At 69.2% G+C, this 16862-nt stretch carries 12 protein-coding genes and 1 tRNA gene; 8 read left to right on the top strand and 5 right to left on the bottom strand.

Annotation, left to right across the window (positions count from 1 at the left end):
* Positions 1-11: 11 nt before the first annotated feature.
* Positions 12-1166, top strand: coding sequence for a DJ-1/PfpI family protein (locus tag HY049_13770; protein ID MBI3449969.1), 1155 nt, complete (start codon positions 12-14; stop codon positions 1164-1166).
* Between the two features lie 9 nt (positions 1167-1175).
* Here HY049_13770 and HY049_13765 read toward each other — a convergent pair whose 3' ends face one another.
* Positions 1176-1616: a hypothetical protein gene (locus HY049_13765; GenBank protein MBI3449968.1), complete on the bottom strand. Its 441-nt coding sequence runs from the start codon at positions 1614-1616 to the stop codon at positions 1176-1178.
* Between the two features lie 91 nt (positions 1617-1707).
* On the opposite strand from HY049_13765, the gene HY049_13760 reads away from it, so the two are divergent.
* On the top strand, positions 1708-2868 hold the full coding sequence (locus tag HY049_13760) for a serine/threonine protein kinase (GenBank protein ID MBI3449967.1): 1161 nt from the start codon (positions 1708-1710) through the stop codon (positions 2866-2868).
* A 122-nt stretch (positions 2869-2990) separates the two neighbouring features.
* The gene (locus HY049_13755; protein ID MBI3449966.1) at positions 2991-4370 is read left to right on the top strand and encodes a PD40 domain-containing protein; all 1380 of its coding nucleotides are present in this window, start codon (positions 2991-2993) and stop codon (positions 4368-4370) included.
* Here the strand turns inward: HY049_13755 and HY049_13750 are convergent.
* The 3 genes from HY049_13750 to HY049_13740 all read right to left on the bottom strand — a co-directional run bounded on the left by HY049_13750 (position 4367) and on the right by HY049_13740 (position 7025).
* Positions 4367-4849: a hypothetical protein gene (locus HY049_13750; GenBank protein ID MBI3449965.1), complete on the bottom strand. Its 483-nt coding sequence runs from the start codon at positions 4847-4849 to the stop codon at positions 4367-4369. The two genes, HY049_13755 and HY049_13750, sit on opposite strands and share 4 nt — an antisense overlap.
* A gap of 71 nt (positions 4850-4920) precedes the next feature.
* Positions 4921-5334, bottom strand: coding sequence for a helix-turn-helix transcriptional regulator (locus HY049_13745; GenBank protein MBI3449964.1), 414 nt, complete (start codon positions 5332-5334; stop codon positions 4921-4923).
* Positions 5335-5387: 53 nt separating this feature from the next.
* Positions 5388-7025 carry an ABC-F family ATP-binding cassette domain-containing protein gene (locus HY049_13740; protein MBI3449963.1) on the bottom strand — a complete coding sequence of 546 codons (1638 nt, stop codon included), beginning with the start codon at positions 7023-7025 and terminating at the stop codon, positions 5388-5390.
* Positions 7026-7202: 177 nt separating this feature from the next.
* On the opposite strand from HY049_13740, the gene HY049_13735 reads away from it, so the two are divergent.
* From HY049_13735 to HY049_13715, 5 genes are all read left to right on the top strand, one after another.
* Positions 7203-10364 carry a hypothetical protein gene (locus HY049_13735; protein ID MBI3449962.1) on the top strand — a complete coding sequence of 1054 codons (3162 nt, stop codon included), beginning with the start codon at positions 7203-7205 and terminating at the stop codon, positions 10362-10364.
* A gap of 34 nt (positions 10365-10398) precedes the next feature.
* Complete coding sequence (locus HY049_13730; protein ID MBI3449961.1) at positions 10399-11079, top strand: response regulator transcription factor; 681 nt, start codon at positions 10399-10401, stop codon at positions 11077-11079.
* Positions 11080-11162: 83 nt separating this feature from the next.
* Positions 11163-12758: a thiol oxidoreductase-like protein gene (locus tag HY049_13725; protein ID MBI3449960.1), complete on the top strand. Its 1596-nt coding sequence runs from the start codon at positions 11163-11165 to the stop codon at positions 12756-12758.
* Between the two features lie 119 nt (positions 12759-12877).
* Positions 12878-12952: transfer RNA gene (locus HY049_13720), tRNA-Gln, on the top strand.
* Positions 12953-12980: 28 nt separating this feature from the next.
* Positions 12981-14666, top strand: a complete 1686-nt coding sequence (locus HY049_13715; GenBank protein ID MBI3449959.1) for a glutamine--tRNA ligase/YqeY domain fusion protein — start codon at positions 12981-12983, stop codon at positions 14664-14666.
* On the opposite strand, the gene HY049_13710 is transcribed toward HY049_13715, so the two are convergent.
* Positions 14663-16606 carry a hypothetical protein gene (locus HY049_13710; protein ID MBI3449958.1) on the bottom strand — a complete coding sequence of 648 codons (1944 nt, stop codon included), beginning with the start codon at positions 16604-16606 and terminating at the stop codon, positions 14663-14665. The genes HY049_13715 and HY049_13710 overlap by 4 nt on opposite strands.
* Positions 16607-16862: the final 256 nt, after the last annotated feature.

Genomic DNA, 16862 nt, shown 5'->3' with positions numbered 1-16862 from the left:
GAGGCTTCCGCATGAGATCCCTCGCCCGCGCCCTGACCTCGATCCTCTTCGTCGCTTCGATCACCTTCGGCGCGCTCTCGGTCCCGGCGGCGCAGACAGCCGCGTCCGGAGAGACCGGCAAGCACTGGGTCTGCCCTCCGTGCGGCATGCCGTGCGACGAGACGGTCTACGACCATCCGGGGAACTGCCCTGTCTGCGGCTCCCGGCTCGTCGACAGGGACGCGGCGGAAGCGGCCGCCAAGGCGCGCAAGAAAGTCGCCATCCTGATCTTCACCGGCGTCCAGATCATCGACTACACGGGGCCGTACGAGATCTTCCAGGCGGCCGGCTTCGACGTGTACACCGTCGGCGCGACGAAGGATCCGATCACGACCGTCGCCGGCATGACCGTCGTCCCGAAGTACACCTTCGCCGACGCCCCCCAGCCCAGCATCCTTGTGGTTCCCGGAGGGGGGATCAACGGCGTCCACGAGAGCGAGCCGACCCTGAAGTGGATCACCGACGTCACCGCGAAGGCGGAGCACACGATGTCGGTGTGCAACGGCGCCTTCATCCTCGCGCAGGCGGGGCTCCTCGACGGCCTCACGGCGACGACGACGTACTCCAACGTCGCGAAGCTCCGGGCCGGGTACCCGAAGGTCACCGTCGTCGACGATCAGCGCTTCGTCGACAACGGGAAGATCATCACGACCGGGGGACTCTCCGCCGGCATCGACGGCGCCCTGCACGTGGTGGAGCTCGCGCGCGGCAAGGGAGCCGCGCAGAGCGTCGCCCTCAGCGAGGAGTACGACTGGAACGCGGAGTTCGCGCGCGGAAAGCTGGCCGATCGGTTCGTCCTCCCGTACATCGACGAGTTCGCAAACGCGACGGGCACGTGGGCGATCGAGAGCACGGAAGGATCATCCGACCGATGGCGCATCGTGGCGCGCGGATCGTCCGAAAAGAGCGCGGCCGAGATCCTCGGAGCCTTCGATCAGACGCTCGGCGCGCGGGCGAACTGGACGAAGGGCTCGTCCCCCGCCTCGAGCGCGTCCGACGCGACGCGGCACGACTTCAAGTTCGTCGCGCCCGGCGGCAAGGCATGGCGGGGCTCGGTCCGCGTCGAGCCGGTGACGGGGAAGACGCACGAGTACACCGTGGATCTGGAGATCGCGAGGGCGAGCTAGAGGTGCGAGCTACTTCTTGAAGAGGTCGTCGAACCCCTTGCGGGCGTCGGCGGGGCGCGCCGGCGCCGCGGTCGAGATGTCGCGCTCGAAGCTCGCGCGCAGCTCGAAGAGCTCGCACTCGTTGCGGCCTCTCTTGTCGGCGACGGCCTCGGCGACCGGCTTCGCGCACTGGAACCGGCCGCCGGGATCGAAGAATGCGCACTGCGTGCACGCGTGGATCTCGACCCCGCACCCCGCGCAGACGCCGTCCGCTCCGCCGGAGGCGAGCATCGCGCCGCACTCGGTGCAGCGGGAGACGGTGCGGGTTCGGGGCTTCTCGACGGGCCGGGGCTCGGTCCGATCCCGCGGGGTCGCGGCGGGGCGCTTCTCGCGGACCGCTCCGCCGCCCGAGTCCTGGTAGCCTTTCTGCTTGTACTTGCGATCGTGATCGACCATCGAGTGCTCCTTCACGGGAGACATTAATCCGGATTCGCACCGCCTGTCCATGCGCGCGGATCGACGCGCCCTCCCGGCCGGGCCTTCGTGCTAGTCTCGCTCCCTCATGCCGCTGAACGCCGGACAGCGACTCGGACCGTACGAGATCCTCACCCCGATCGGGGCGGGAGGCATGGGGGAAGTCTACAGGGCGCGCGACACACGCCTCGATCGCACCGTCGCCGTCAAGGTCCTCCCCTCCCACGCGGCGTCGAACCCCGAAGTCCGCCAGCGCTTCGAGCGGGAGGCGAAGGCCGTCTCGAGCCTGAACCACCCGAACATCTGCACCCTCCACGACATCGGAAGCTCGGAGGGCGTCGACTACCTCGTGATGGAGTACCTCGAGGGGGAGACGCTCGCGCAGAAGCTCGCGCGGGGGCCGCTTCCCGTGGAGGAGCTCCTCCGCTGCGCCATCGAGATCGCCGACGCCCTCGACCGGGCGCACAGGAGCGGCCTCGTCCATCGCGACCTCAAGCCCGGCAACGTCATGATCACGAAGTCGGGGACGAAGCTCCTCGACTTCGGCCTCGCGAAGTCCATCGGAGCCGCGACAGCTCCCACGCAACTGACAGCTGCGCCGACGATGACGAGCCCCCTCACCGCTGCCGGGACGATCGTCGGCACCTTCCAGTACATGGCCCCCGAGCAGCTCGAAGGTCTCGAGGCCGACCCGCGCAGCGACCTCTTCGCGTTCGGCACGGTGATCTACGAGATGGCGACCGGGGCGCGCGCCTTCGAAGGAAAGACCCAGGCCTCGCTCATCGCCTCGATCCTCAAGGAGCAGCCGCGGCCGATCGCCGAGCTGCGGCCGATGACGCCGGTGACGCTCGAGCGCGTCGTGAGGCAGTGCCTCGCGAAGGACCCCGACGACCGCTGGCAGAGCGCCGGCGACCTCAAGCGCGAGCTCAAGTGGATCGCGGAGGGAGGATCGCAGGCGGGAGCCGCCGCATTCATCGCCGCCCCGGCCGTCGCCCCGCGCCGATCTCCGGCATGGCTCCCCTGGCTCGCGACGCTCGTCCTCGCCGTCGGCGGCGTCGCCCTCGGCTGGTCGCTGCACAGGCCCGCTCCCGTCCGCGCGATGCGCGCGAGCATGCTGCTTCCCCCGGGCACGTCGCTGGACGCGCAGAACACGAGCATCGTCCTCTCGCCCGACGGCTCGAAGGTCGCAATGGTCCTCGCGAACGAAGGGGCCCCCCCACGATCTGGATCCGGCCCATCGACAGCCTGACGGCGCAGCCCCTCGCCGGGACCGAAGGCGCGTCGTATCCCTTCTGGTCCCCCGACGGACAGCAGCTCGGCTTCTTCGCCGATCGCAAGCTCAAGAAGATCCCCGCCGCCGGCGGCACGGTCGTGGCCCTGTGCGACGCCGACGACCCGCGAGGCGGGAGCTGGAGCTCGGGAGGCTCGATCGTCTTCGCCCCCGACGCCTACAGCGGCCTGTCGCAGGTCTCCTCGGCGGGCGGCGCTCCCGTCCCCATCACGACGCTCCCGAAGGAGGGGATGTCGCACCGCCTCCCGCAGTTCCTTCCCGACGGCAAGCGCCTCCTCTACTACTCCGCGGCGGCCGCCGTGGGGGACAAGGACAACGGCATCTTCAGCCTCGACCTCGCGTCGAAGAAGGCCGATCTCGTCGTCACGGCGGAGAGCGGAGGGCTCTACGCCGCGCCGGGGCATCTCCTCTTCGTGCGCGACGGAAACCTGATGGCCCAGCCCTTCGACGCCGCCTCCGCCCGGGTGAGCGGCGAGGCGGTGCCGATCGCCGAGAAGGTCACCTTCAACAATTTCCGCTTCACCGGCGCGTACACCGTCGCGGCGAACGGCCTTCTCCTCTTCCAGACCGGCGCCGCGATCCCGAAGAGCCAGCTCACCTGGTTCGATCTGGAGGGCAAGAAGCTCTCGACCCTCGCCGAGCCGGCGAGCTTCCCCGCGGTCGGCCGCGCGGCGATCTCCCCCGACGGCCAGCGCGCGACGATCCCGGTCCAGACCGGCGAGGGGAGGATCGATCTCTGGGTCTACGAGATCGCGCGCGGCGTGGGGACGCGCTTCACCTTCGGCCCGGAGACGTATCTCTTCCCGCTCTGGACCCCCGACGGGCGCCAGATCGCCTACTCCGACAGCCGCGGGAAGATGTCAATCAAGGCCGCGGACGGCGCGTCGGAGGCCCGCAACATCTTCACCTCCGAGTCGGCCGGCCGCCTCGTGCTCCTGTCGATGTCGCCGGACGGCGCCTTCCTGGCCTTCCGGATGCAGGGGGGGAAGACGCGCTGGGACATCTGGCTCCTGCCGTTGAAGGGGGACGCGAAGGCGTACCCTTTCATCAACTCGCCGGCGTCGGAGGGGGGCGCGCAGTTCTCACCCGACGGGAAGTGGATGTCGTACGTCTCCGACGAATCGGGGAAGGCCGAGCTGTTCGTCGTTCCGTTCCCGGGGCCGGGGGCGAAGCGGCAGATCTCCTCCGGCGGGGCCACCTTTGGGTACTGGATTTCGGGGGGTCGGGAGATCGCTTACGTGACCTCGTCGCGGAAGATGTTCGGGGTGGAGGTTCGGGTCGTGGGGGCTTCGCTCGAGGTCGGCGAGTCGCGACCGCTTTTCGGGGGGCAGGTGGTGCCCGCGGACGGGACGTTCTCGCCGGATGGCAAGCGGTATCTCTCGGCGGTGCCGCTGACCCAGGTGGTCGCGCCGCCTCTGACGCTCGTCACGAACTGGATGGCGGGGGTGGGGGGGAGTTAAAGACGGACGCGCTTCGGCGCCTTCGCCCTGACGCGCGGGTTGTCGAGGAACGACTCAAACTGGTCAGCCATCTGATACGACGCAGCCAGTTCCCGGGCGAACTCGAGCTTCTCGGGGCTCCTGAGCACGAGCATGACGACATCGAGCACGTCCTGCGGGCCGCCCGCGCGGAACTTGAGATCGATCAGTGTCCCGAGATCGACGACCTTGAGCTCCTCCCCGTCTCCCATCGGAACCGTCGCCGTCCTGTCCCACTCGATGTGACCGATAGGCGGCAGGACATCGAAGTTCACTCCCCCGATCACGCCCCGGACGAGTGAGAAGTCGCCCTCGAACTTGTCGCCGTGCCGTAGCGCGCACTTCACGCCGCTCGCTTTGAGGCGCTTCACGACCTCCGGAAGCGGAATCCGGGCCATGAGATCGACATCCCGCGTGGCGCGCGTGTACCCGTACGCCGCCAGGGCCAGCGCGCCAATCACGGCGCAGTCGTCCACCCCCACCGCGCGAATGAGTCGAAGCGCTGCGCGCCGCAGTTTGGTGGCGTCTCCCTTCACAGACCCCTGGCCCTCCCGCCCCGCTCAAGCGTACTCGCGAACTCACTGACATCGAAACACTCTTCCAGGCCGCGCCGCATCGCCAGGAGTTCGCGGCGAGACCTCACGGGCGCGGGCTCCTTCGCGACGAACCCCGCGAGGGCCTCGCGCTCGGTCACGGCCTCCTTGATTCCCGCCGGCGTCAGTTCGTAATAGGTGCGCGGCCGCCCGCTTCGCGACATGTTGACGGGCCACGACCTGACGAGCCCGCGGCGCTCGAGCGTCCCGAGAGCCGGATAGGCGGCGCCCTGCTGGAGTCGAATTCGCCCGCGGCTTCGATTTCGGACGCGCTCGATAAGCGCGAGCCCGTACCCCGGGCCGCCGAGGAGAGCGAGGATGAGCGCCGTTTCCGTCCTGAGGGGAGACGTCATGAGGTCAGAATAATCTCATATTTTGAGAAAATCAAGCCACTCCGAGACCCCCCCTACACATACGTCCCGGGCGCCTCGTGCCCCGTCCGCGCCACGTAGTCCACGTACGACCCCGGGTAGACGTGCGGCTGCGCATCAACCCCGCTCTCCCCTCCCAGCTCGAGCACCCGCGTGCCGAGGCCGCGAAGGAACGTCCGGTCGTGCGAGACGAAGATCATCGTCCCCTCGAACCCCTTGAGGGAGTCCACCAGCATCTCCTTCGTCGCGAGATCCAGATGGTTCGTCGGCTCGTCCAGCACCAGGAAGTTCGGCGGATCGAAGAGGAGCCGCGCCATCGCCAACCGCGACTTCTCCCCACCGGACAAGGACCGGATCTTCTTCTCGACGTCGTCCCCCGAGAACTGGAAAGCCCCTGCCAGGGACCGGATGACCCCGATCCCCTCGATCGGGAAATCCGCCGAGAGCTGCTCGAAGACCGTCAGAGAAGGATCGAGGACGTCGAGCGACTGCTGCGCGAAGTACCCCATCTTCAAGCTCGCCCCGAGACGGACCGAGCCGGAATCGGGCGCCAGCACCCCCGAGATGATGCGGAGGAGCGTCGTCTTCCCCGCCCCGTTCCGCCCCATCACCGCCCATCTCTCCCGACGCTGGATCGTGAAATCGAGCCCCTTGAAGATGACGCGCCGGCCGTACGCCTTGTGGAGCCCCGAGATCACCGCGACCTGGTCCCCCGAGCGGGGCGGATCCCGGAACTCGAACCTCACGATCGCGCGACGCCGGGGAAGGATGACCTTCTCGATCTTGTCGAGGGCCTTGATGCGGCTCTGCACCTGCGAGGCCTTCGAAGCGTGCGTCCGGAAGCGATCGATGAAGCGCTGCTCCTTCGCGAGCATCGACTGCTGGCGCGCGTAGGCCGCCTCGCGGTTCGTCTCGCGGAGCGTCCGCTCCCTCTCGTAGAAGTCGTAGTTTCCCGAGTAGACGGTGATCTCGCCCCCGTCGATCTCGGCGATCTTCGAGACGATGTGGTTGAGGAACTCGCGATCGTGCGACGTCATGAGAAGCGCGCCCGCGTATCCCTCGAGAAAAGACTGCAGCCACACGATCGACTCGATGTCGAGGTGGTTCGTCGGCTCGTCCATCAGGAGGACGTCGGGGCGGCCCAGCAGGACGCGCGCCATCGCGACGCGCATCTTCCAGCCGCCCGACAGATCGCCCACGTCGCCGTCGATGCGCTCGTCGTCGAAGCCGAGGCCGTGCAGCACCTCCCGCGCACGGCTCTCGAGGGCGTAGCCGCCGAGGTGCTCGTACTCCTCCTGGACTTCCCCGAAGCGCGCGAGGATGGCGTCGGACTCTGAGGCCCTCGCGGGGTCGGCCATCGCGTGCTGCAGGGCCTCGAGCTCGTGGTGGAGATCGCCGGCGCGGCCGCTCCCCGCGATCGCCTCGTCGAGGACCGAGCGCCCCGACATCTCCTCGACGTCCTGGCGGAAGTAGCCGATGGTGATCTTCTTCGGGACCGTGACGGCGCCGTCGTTCGGCGCCTCCTCGCCCACGATCATCCGGAAAATCGTCGTCTTCCCGGCGCCGTTCGGGCCGACGAGGCCCACCTTCTCGCCGGGGTTGAGCTGGAAGGAGGCCTCGACGAAAACGACCTGCTTGCCGTACGCTTTGCTGATGCCGTCGAAGGAGATCATGAGGCGGGAATCTACTCCATCTCCGCTCGCACGGAAACGTCGATCCAGCGCTGCTTTTTCCTGATCACGAGCGGAGCAGGGCAGGAATGCGTAACGCGCGGGGCAATCAGGCGTCTCTTCAGGTACCTTGTGGGCCTCGTGCGGCCGGGCTCTTCCCCCGCCGCGGGCCGGTAGAGAATGCGCATCCATCCCGGGGACATGCCGGACACCAGCCACAGCGCGGGCGCGCGAGCCCGATGCGTCCGGCGCTGGCTCACCGTCGTCCTGATCCTCGTCTCGCCGTCGGGAGTCTGCCGCGCCGAGCGGTTCCCCGCGAAGGTGTACACGACCTCCGACGGCCTGGCGCGGGACGCGGTGACGGGCGTGATTCAGGACTCGCGCGGATTCCTCTGGATCGCGACGATGGGAGGAGTTTCGCGGTTCGATGGGTACCGCTTCGCCACGCTCGGGATCGAGCAGGGACTCCCCAGCGATGCCGTCGCGGCCCTGCTGGAAACTCGCAGGGGTGATCTCTGGGTAGGCACGAGGCGGGGCCTGTGCCGCTTCGAGCCGAGGCCGCGGCCCGGCGCCCGGCAGTTCACCACCGTGAGGGCGCTCGGCGCGGCAAGCGACCCGGAGATCAACGTGCTGCTCGAACAGCCCGATGGAGCCGTCCTGGTCGGAACCGATCGCGGGCTCTTCGAGCTGACGGAGCCTCCCGGCCCGCCATCGCTGCGCAAGGTCGAAATCGCGTTCGATCCGGGCGAGGGGGAAGGCGAGGTCGTCGAGAGCCTCGCCCGGGATCGCCGCGGATCGCTCTGGATCGGCGCACGGAGCGGCCTGTACCGTCGCCTCTCCGGCGGGCGGCTCGAACACTTCACCGAGCGCGATGGCCTCCCGCAGAACCGTGTCATCTCGATCCTGGAGGACAGACGGGGCCGCTTGTGGATCGGGACGGCGGCGGGGCTCGTTCGACTGGTAGCCGACCCTTCGCCCGGAAGATCTATCGTCGAGCGACGATTCACGCGGCTCGACGGGCTGCCGGAAAAATGGGTCCTCGCACTCTACGAGTCCCGTGACGGCTCCGTCTGGGCCGGCACGACGGCGGGTCTCGGTTGGATGGCGCCGGCGGCCGTGCCGGAAAGGTTCCGGATGCTGGGCCGCGCGGAGGGTCTCGGCCACGAGTCGATCTCGTCCATCGCCGAAGACCGGGAGGGAAACCTCTGGGTCGGCACCGAGGCCGGCGGTGTGACGAAGCTCGCGTCGTACGGCCTCGTCTCGTACCAGGAGTCGGACGGCATCGGACGGGGCACCGTGAGCCAGATCGGCGAGTCGCGCGACGGGATCCTCTTCGTGCGAGAAGAGGAGCGCATCTTCGAGCTGTCGGGCGAGCGCTTTCTCGACGTCACGCCGAAGATTCCCCCCTCGATCGACTACCTCGGATGGGGATGGAACCAGCTCCTCCTCCAGGACCGCCTCGGAATCTGGTGGTACCCGACCGGCCGCGGCCTGTGCAGGTACCCGAAGGGGACGCTTCTCGAGGATCTTCCCCGGCGACTCCCGGAGAGGATCTACACGACGCGCGACGGCCTGCCGGGGGACGTGATCTTCCGGGTCTTCGAGGACTCGCGAAGCGACATCTGGGTTGGAGTCGGGGGGGAGCCGACCCATCGCCTCGCGCGCCTCGACAGAAGAACGGACCGGTTCGAGTCCTTCCGCGCCGCGGACGGGCTCCCGGACATCCCCGTCTATCCTTCGTCGTTCACCGAGGATCGATCCGGCGCGGTCTGGGTCGGCCTCTACCACGGCGGCCTGCTCCGTCATCGTCGCGACCGGTTCGACTTCTTCGACGCGCGCGACGGCCTGCCCGCGGGGCTGATCGGCGATCTCCACGTCGATCGGTCCGGGAGGCTCTGGATCGCTGGAAGCCGCGGCGGCGTCGCATGCGTCGATGATCCCGCTGCCGAGCGCCCTTCGTTCCGCAGTTACACGACGCGGGAGGGGCTGGCCTCCGACCTATGCGCCGCCCTCGCCGAGGATCGCGAGGGGCGGATCTACGTCGGCCACAGCCGGGGCGTCGATCGCCTCGACACGGCGACCGGGCGGGTCCGTCACTTCACGAGCACCGATGGGCTCGCGGGGAACGATCCGACGGTCGCGCACGGTGACGGGGCGGGCGACCTGTGGTTCGGTTCGAAGCTGGGACTGTCGCGGCTCACGCCGCGGCCGGATGTCCCCGCTCTCGCTCCCGAGATACGCATCGACGGCCTGAAGATCGCCGGAGCGCGGAGCCCCCTGTCGGCGTACGGAGAGAGCGAGATCGGTCCGACGCACCTCACATCGGACGAGCGCGACGTGGAGATCGAGTACAGCAGCGTGACCTTTCTCGCCGGCGAGAGACGGCTCTACCAGACCCGGCTGGAGGGGGCGGACGAGGACTGGCTCCCGCCGACCGAGAAGAGGGTGATCACGTACGCCAACCTCACGCCCGGGACCTACCGTTTCCTGGTGAGGGCCATCGACTCGAGCGGACGGCTCAGCGCGCGGCCGGCGTCGTTCGATTTCACCGTCACGCCCCCCCTCTGGCGGCGGCTGTGGTTCAGGATCTCGCTCCTCGCGGCGCTCGCGGGGTTGGCCTACGCCGCGCACAGGGTCCGCGTCGCCGGCCTCGTCGGGCTCGAGCGCGTGAGAATCGAGATCGCCGCGGACCTTCACGACGCCATCGGATCCGGACTCGGGAGCATCGGGATCCTCGCGGAGCTCGCGGGCCGGAACGGGATGGAGGAGTCGGTCCGGCGCACGCTCGCCTCGAGGATTGCCGCGATGGCGGCGGAGCTCGGCTCCTCCCTCGGCGACATCGTCTGGTCCCTGGGTCCCGCCTCGGCGGAGCTGGAGGCGCTCGCGGCGCACATCGCCGAGAGGGCCTCGCGCATGTTTCCCGAGGAAGGGCGGGATCTCGTGCTCGACTTCCCGTCTCCGTGGCCGAGGGTATCCGCTTCCCTGACGGTCCGCCGCAACGTCCTGCTCATCGCTCTCGAGGCGATCCACAACGCGGCGAAGCACTCGGGTGCCAGGCGCGCGACCCTGAGGCTCGCGCCGGAAGGGCGCCTCTGGCGGCTGGACGTGGAGGACGACGGCCGGGGGATGACCGACGTGACGCCTGATCGACGCGGGCGCCGCGGCATGGGCCTCGCGAACATGCGGGCGCGAGCCGGGGAGATGGGCGCTCGCATCGAGTGGACCGCGCTCGCGCCGTCCGGGACGAGAGTCAGCCTCTGGTTCCGCCCCGAAGCCGAGGGCCGCCCTCCCGCATCGCATGATCATGCGACAGGCGCGGGACGCGAATTGGGGGCACCTTGAGCCCGCTCGTCGCGCGGATGAGGAGAGCGACTTCGTGACCTTGAGGGTGGCCTTCGTGGAAGATGACGCGAACTATCGCTCCGGTCTCGAGGCGCTCTTCTCCTACGAGCCCGGGATCGCGCTCGCGGGCAGCTTCGATTCGCCGACGGCGTTCCTGCGCGAGGCCGCCCCGGAGACCGGCCGGCCGCGCCTCTCGGGGCTGAATCTCGTCCTGATGGATCTCGATCTGCCGGAGATGAGCGGGATCGAGGTCATCCGGCGATTCAAGGCCGGAGTCGCCGACGTCCCGGTCGTGGCGCTCACGGTGTTCGAGGAGCCGGCCACGATTCTTCAGGCGATCTGCGCCGGGGCCGACGGCTACCTGCTCAAGAAAACGCCCGCGTCGGATCTGATCGCGCAGATCCGCGTCGTCGCGTCCGGCGGATCCCCGCTGACACCCGGTGTGGCCCGCAGCATCCTCCAGATCCTCCGCAGTCCGGGAGAGGGGGTCCGCTCGCCCGCGGCGCGTCCCGTCGCGGCCGCTCTCGATCTCTCCGAGCGTGAGCAGCAGGTCCTGCGATGCCTCGTGCGCGGGCTCGCCTACAAGCAGGCCGCCGACGAGATGAACATCAGCCTCGACACCGTCCGCACCTACATCCGCCGGATCTACGGGAAGCTCCAGGTGCACAGCGTCGCCGAAGCGGTCGGCCGCGCTCTGCGCGAAGGGCTGGTCTGATCCACGGATCACATCATCATGCGACATGCGCCGGCGACGGGCCGGGCGTAACCTCCTCACCGGATCGTGGAGGGAGGTGCTGCATGAGACGACAGACCGTTCGACCGTTCAGTGACTGGTTTCCGGCGCTGCTCGCGGCGGCCCTGCTCAGCGCAGGATCGGCCAGGGCGCAGATGACCGACACGACGCAGACCCCCAGCGTCGCGAATGAAGGGATCCACAAGTCACTCGCCGAGCAGGCGGGCCCCGGTCGCGGCGACGATCTCCTGCCGGGTTCCTCCCTGTACGTCATCCATCGCGACCCCTTCCGCGCCATCCGCCGGGGCCGGCAGATCTTCCAGCGCAAGTTCACGCTCGCCGAGGGCGCGGGGCCCCGATCCGGCGACGGCGTGGGCGACATCGCGGCGGACGCATCGCTCGGGGCGGGGCTCGCAGACAGCTGCGCGGGCTGTCACGGCCGGCCTCGAGGCGCCGCCGGCTTCGGCGGCGACGTCTTCACGAGACCCGACAGCCGTGACGCCCCTCACCTCTTCGGCCTCGGGCTGGTCGAGATGGTCGCGGACGAGATCACGAGGGAACTGCGGGCAACGCGATCGCTCGCGATCGCAGAGGCGCGGGCGACCGGGAGGCCGGCGACGCGCCGCCTGATCGCCAAGGGAATTGATTTCGGAGCGCTGACCGCGCTTCCGAACGGCGACATCGACACCTCCGCCGTGCGCGGGGTGAACCCCGACCTGCGCGTGCGCCCCTTCTTCGCCCAGGGTGGAACGACCTCGATTCGCGAGTTCGTCGTCGGCGCGCTCAACGCGGAGATGGGGCTTCAGGCGGTGGACCCGGATCTCGTGGCCGCCTCCGGCGGCGCGGATATCGTGACGCCGGCGGGGATGCTCCTCAGCGGCAGCCTCGATCGGATCGAAGCGCCGAAGGCGCAGGGCCCGACGGACGATCCGGATCGCGACGGCGTGGTCAACGAAGTCCCGGTCAGCCTCGTCGATTATATCGAATTCTATCTCCTCAACTACTTCAGGCCTGGGCTCTCGCAGCCCGCCGAGGCCACGGCGGCGGGACGCCGGGTGTTTCAGAGAGTGGGATGCGCGTCCTGCCACATCCAGGATCTCTGGATCGATCGCGACCGTCGAGTGGCCGATGTCGAGACGGCGTTCGACCCTGCACGCGGTATCTTCAATCGGCTCTTCGCCACGGCCTCACCCCGGCTCCAGCTCATCCAGGACACGGTGGGGCAACCCCCTCTGAAGCTGCCGTCGGGGCAGCCTTTCCTCGTGAAAGACATCTTTGCCGATTTCCGGCGACACGACCTCGGACCCACGTTTCACGAGAGAAACTTTGACGGATCCGTCACGACGCTGTTCATGACCGAGCCGCTCTGGGGAGTCGGATCCACGCCGCCCTACGGCCACGACGGACGCAGCACCAGCCTGACCGAGGTGATACTCCGGCACGGCGGCGAAGCCCAGACCTCGCGGGACCGGTTCGCCGCGCTGCCGGACGCTCCACGCGCCGCGATGCTCGCGTTCCTGGAGTCGCTGGTGCTCTTCCCACCGGACGACACCGCCTCGAACCTCGACCCGGGAAATCCCGAGGCACTGGGATTCCCGCAGAAGGGGCACGGCTCCATCGCGCTCCGGGCTCTCTTCAACGACCCGGGAGATCCCGAATGACGCGTTCCGGCGCCGCCGCCGCTCGCGCCATGCGCCTGAACCGGTCCGCCGCCGCCCACTTGCTCCCCCGCCGCGGTTGCCGTAGAGTGTTCGCTTCCGTCGGCCCTCCGGGCCACAGGTGGGGCGTAGCCAAATGGTAAGGCAGCGGACTCTGGATCCGCCATCTGGAGGTTCGAGCCCTCCCGCCCCAGCCACCTGAACCCCGCCACCCCGAGGGCGCTCGTGAGCGAAGAGATCGGCGTCAGCAACTTCATCCGCCAGATCGTCGAGGCCGACCTCGCCGCAGGGAAGCACGAGGGGGTCGTCACGCGCTTCCCCCCCGAGCCGAACGGCTACCTCCATATCGGCCACGCCAAGTCGATCTGCCTGAACTTCGGCATCGCCCGCGACTACAAGGGGCGCTGCCACCTGCGGTTCGACGACACGAACCCCGTCAAGGAGGACGTCGAGTACATCGACTCGATCCAGGAGGACGTCCGCTGGCTCGGCTTCGACTGGGGCCCGCATCTCTACCACGCAGCCGATTACTTCGAGCAGTTGTACGAGTGGGCCGAGAGGCTCGTCCAAAAGGGGCGCGCCTTCGTCTGCGATCTTTCCGCCGACGAGATCCGCCTGAGCCGGGGGACGCTCACGGAGCCGGGGCGCGAGTCCCCCTACCGCGGTCGCACGATCGAGGAGAACCTCGATCTCTTCCGGCGCATGCGGGCGGGGGAGTTTCCCAACGGCGCGCGCGTCCTGCGGGCGAAGATCGACATGGCCTCGCCGAATCTAAACCTGCGCGACCCGGTCATGTACCGCATCCTCCACGCCTCCCATCATCGCTCGGGGGACGCCTGGAAGATCTACCCGACGTACGATTGGGCGCACGGCCAGTCCGACGCCATCGAGGGGATCACCCACTCCCTCTGCACGCTCGAGTTCGAGGATCACCGGCCCCTCTACGACTGGTACCTCGAGCAGCTCGAGCTTCCCCACCGCCCGCGGCAGATCGAGTTCGCCCGCCTGAACCTCGGCTTCACCGTTCTGAGCAAGCGCTGGCTCAACGAGCTCGTCGGCGCCGGACTCGTCTCGGGGTGGGACGATCCGCGCATGCCCACCCTCGCGGGGCTGCGCCGGCGCGGGTACACCCCCGAGGCCATCCGTCTCTTCTGCGAGCGCATCCGCGTCGCGAGGGCCGACAGCCTCGTGGACATGGACCTTCTCGAGAACACCCTTCGCGAGGATCTCAACGAGCGCGTGCCGCGCGCCATGTGCGTGCACCGCCCGCTGAAGGTCGTCCTGACGAACGTTCCCGAAGGAACTGTCGAGGAGATCGAGGCGCCGAACTTCCCCGACGACCCGCCGCGGATGGGATCGCGCCGGCTCCCCTTCACGCGCACCCTCTTCGTCGAGCGGGACGATTTCATGGAGAACCCCTCGAAGAAGTACCACCGCCTCGCCCCGGGGCGGGAGGTGCGCCTTCGCTTCGCCTACGTCATCCGGTGCGACGAGGTCGTCAAGGACCCTGCCACGGGGGAGATCGTCGAGCTGCGCGGCACCTGCGATCGCGAGACGCTCGGGGGGCCGCCCCTGGGGCGCAAGGTGCCGGGGACAATCCACTGGGTCTCTGCGGAGCGCTCGACCCCGGTGGAGCTGCGGCTCTACGATCGCCTCTTCTCCGTGCCCAGCCCGGGAGCGGGCGGCGGAGACTACAGGGCGCACCTCAACGCGGGCTCGCTCGAGGTTCTCGCGGGCGCGCGCGCGGAAGGGTCGCTCGCCGCGGCGCGATCGGGCGATCGGTTCCAGTTCGAGCGCCGCGGCTTCTACGTCGCCGACCTCAAGGACTCGAGGCCCGGCGCCCCCGTCTTCAACAGGATCGTCCCGCTTCGCGACACCTGGGCGAAGCTCGTCGACGCCGGGAAGAGCTAGACGCCTCCGGCTGGCGCTGATTCGATCCGGTAGATGTAGATCGAGTCTCCCGCGCGGGCGATCGGCTGCATCGACTCGCGGACGCGGGTGAGCCACGTGGAGAGGAGGCCCGCCGTCGCCTCCCGCCTCTGCGCCTCGGTGATCGCCCCGTTCCCGACGAGCCAGTCCGGGAGAGGCGCGTACGGCTCGCGCCGCGCGAGCGCCCGACCCCGCACGGCGCGCCACGCGGCGAGGCGCTCTCGCGGAACCCACCCGCGCCGCAGGACCGAGTTGGCGAAATCGGTGACGTCGTCGACGTAGAGCCCGGACAGGACGTTCAGACTCACCGCCAGGTACTGGCCGGGTCCCGGCCGCGTCGGCGCGAGGTCGGGATAGAAATCGTACGGAAAGCGGACCTTGTGAAACCGGATCCCGTAGCTCGCCGGATCGGCCGTCCCGAAGTACGCGAGGTAGACCTCCTGGATGCCGTGGGCGTCCATCGCGGTCTTCAGCCTTGCGAGGTCCTGGCCCCAGTCGATGTTCGAGTCGAGAAGGTAACGCCATCCCCCGCGAGGCCCCCCGGCGAGGACGTTGAAGTACGAGAGATACCCCGGCGTCGCCGCGACGAAGGAGACGATCGTGCCGCCGAGGAAGGCCGCGAGCGCCCGCCGCCGTCCCGCCGTCACGGCGAGCGGCGCGGCGGCTCCGGCGGCGACGATGAGAATCGGGTAGATCGGGAGGAGGTGCCGGTGGCCGATGTCGACGGCGCTGTTCATCGCCATGCCGGAATAGACGGCGACCGGCGCACCGAGAGCCCAGAGCTTCGGCGAGCGGAGCCGCCTCGTGAGGATCGCGGTGGCGCCGAGGGCGCCGAGGAGCAGGAGGAATGCCGGGGGCGTCTTGAGGAGGAACGCTTCCGGGAAGTAGTACCACCATCCGTCCACCGAGACGGCGCCGTTGAGGTAGCCGACGCGCTTCTCGGTCGTCCCGAGGAAGGCGTGGAGACCGTAGAGATACGCCTCGGGGAGGAGGCGTCGATCGCTCGCGGCGCCCGCGAGGCCGGGAGGCCGGAGGAGACCGTTTTCAGCATCCGCCCAGTCCAGCCGGTACTCGGGGTCGGCGGCCGCGGCGAAGCGGAAACCGTAGGCGGCCCAGATCGCGGCGAAGGCGAGCGCCAGCGCCGCCGCGAAGAGCCCCGTCGCGCGGAGCGCGCGAGCCCGGCGCCCGCCGTCCCCGGGGGGCGCCGCGAAGATCCACGCGATCGTCATGCACGCGGCAATCGGCCAGAGGATCAGGAGGCTGAACTTCGCGATCTGCGAGATCGCGACGGCGGCGGCGAAGAGCAGCCCCCGGCCGGGGCCGGGACGCTGCGTGTACCGCCAGAGGAGCCAGAGCGTCGAGGTGAACCCGAGCGCGGCCGGCAGATCGGTCGTCACGAGGCGCGCGTGGGCGAGAAGGGGCGGTGACAGCGTGAAGATGAAGAGCGAGAGGAGCCCGGCCGCCGGGCCCCAGAGATCGCGCGACCAGGCGTAGACGATGAGGCCGAGAGCGACTCCGAGCGCGATCATCATCGAGCGGGCGGGGACGAGCACGCGCGCGGGATCCCGGCGGTGCGGGGTGTCCCCTCGACCGTTCATGAGCTCGAACCCGAAGGTCCACTGATCCGCTCCCGTGCGGTAGGGAGCGCCGCGGGGATCGGGTGTGCCGCGCCAGGAGGCCGAGGCGTAGTCGGCCGCCAGCTCCCGATCGAACAGCAACGGGATCGCGCACCACACCTTCGCGAGCGGGGGATGCTCGGGGTTCAGCCGGAAGTCGCGGGCGTCGAGGGCCGAGTATCCCGCGGCGATGTGCGCCGTCTCGTCGAAGGTGGCCGAGTCCTCCCTCGAGGAGAGGAAGGCGGCGACCGCGAACAGTGCGAGCAGCGCGGCGACGGCCAGCGCATGGCTGCGACGGGATCTCATGGATGCGGAAGCCTCGCCTCGAAGAGGAGATCGGCTCAAGATAGAGGAGATGCCGGTCGCGGGTCCATTCACGCGAGCCCGCTCACGCCTCCGCCTCTCGTCCGCTTGACATGCCGCGCGACTTTCGTATAGGTTTCGCTTTCCGAGTCGAGCTCCGCGCGCAGGCCCACGACGATCGCGGGCGCCGGCGGGGCCGGGTCTCCGGTGACTCGAGACCCGCCGTGGCGGCCCCGCGAATCAGGTTGACGACGACGCA

This window comes from Acidobacteriota bacterium (genome assembly GCA_016195325.1).
In the GTDB taxonomy this organism is placed as follows: domain Bacteria; phylum Acidobacteriota; class Polarisedimenticolia; order JACPZX01; family JACPZX01; genus JACPZX01.
The sequence above is the reverse complement of the archived record's forward strand: the minus strand, read 5'-3'. Positions and strand labels throughout refer to the sequence as shown.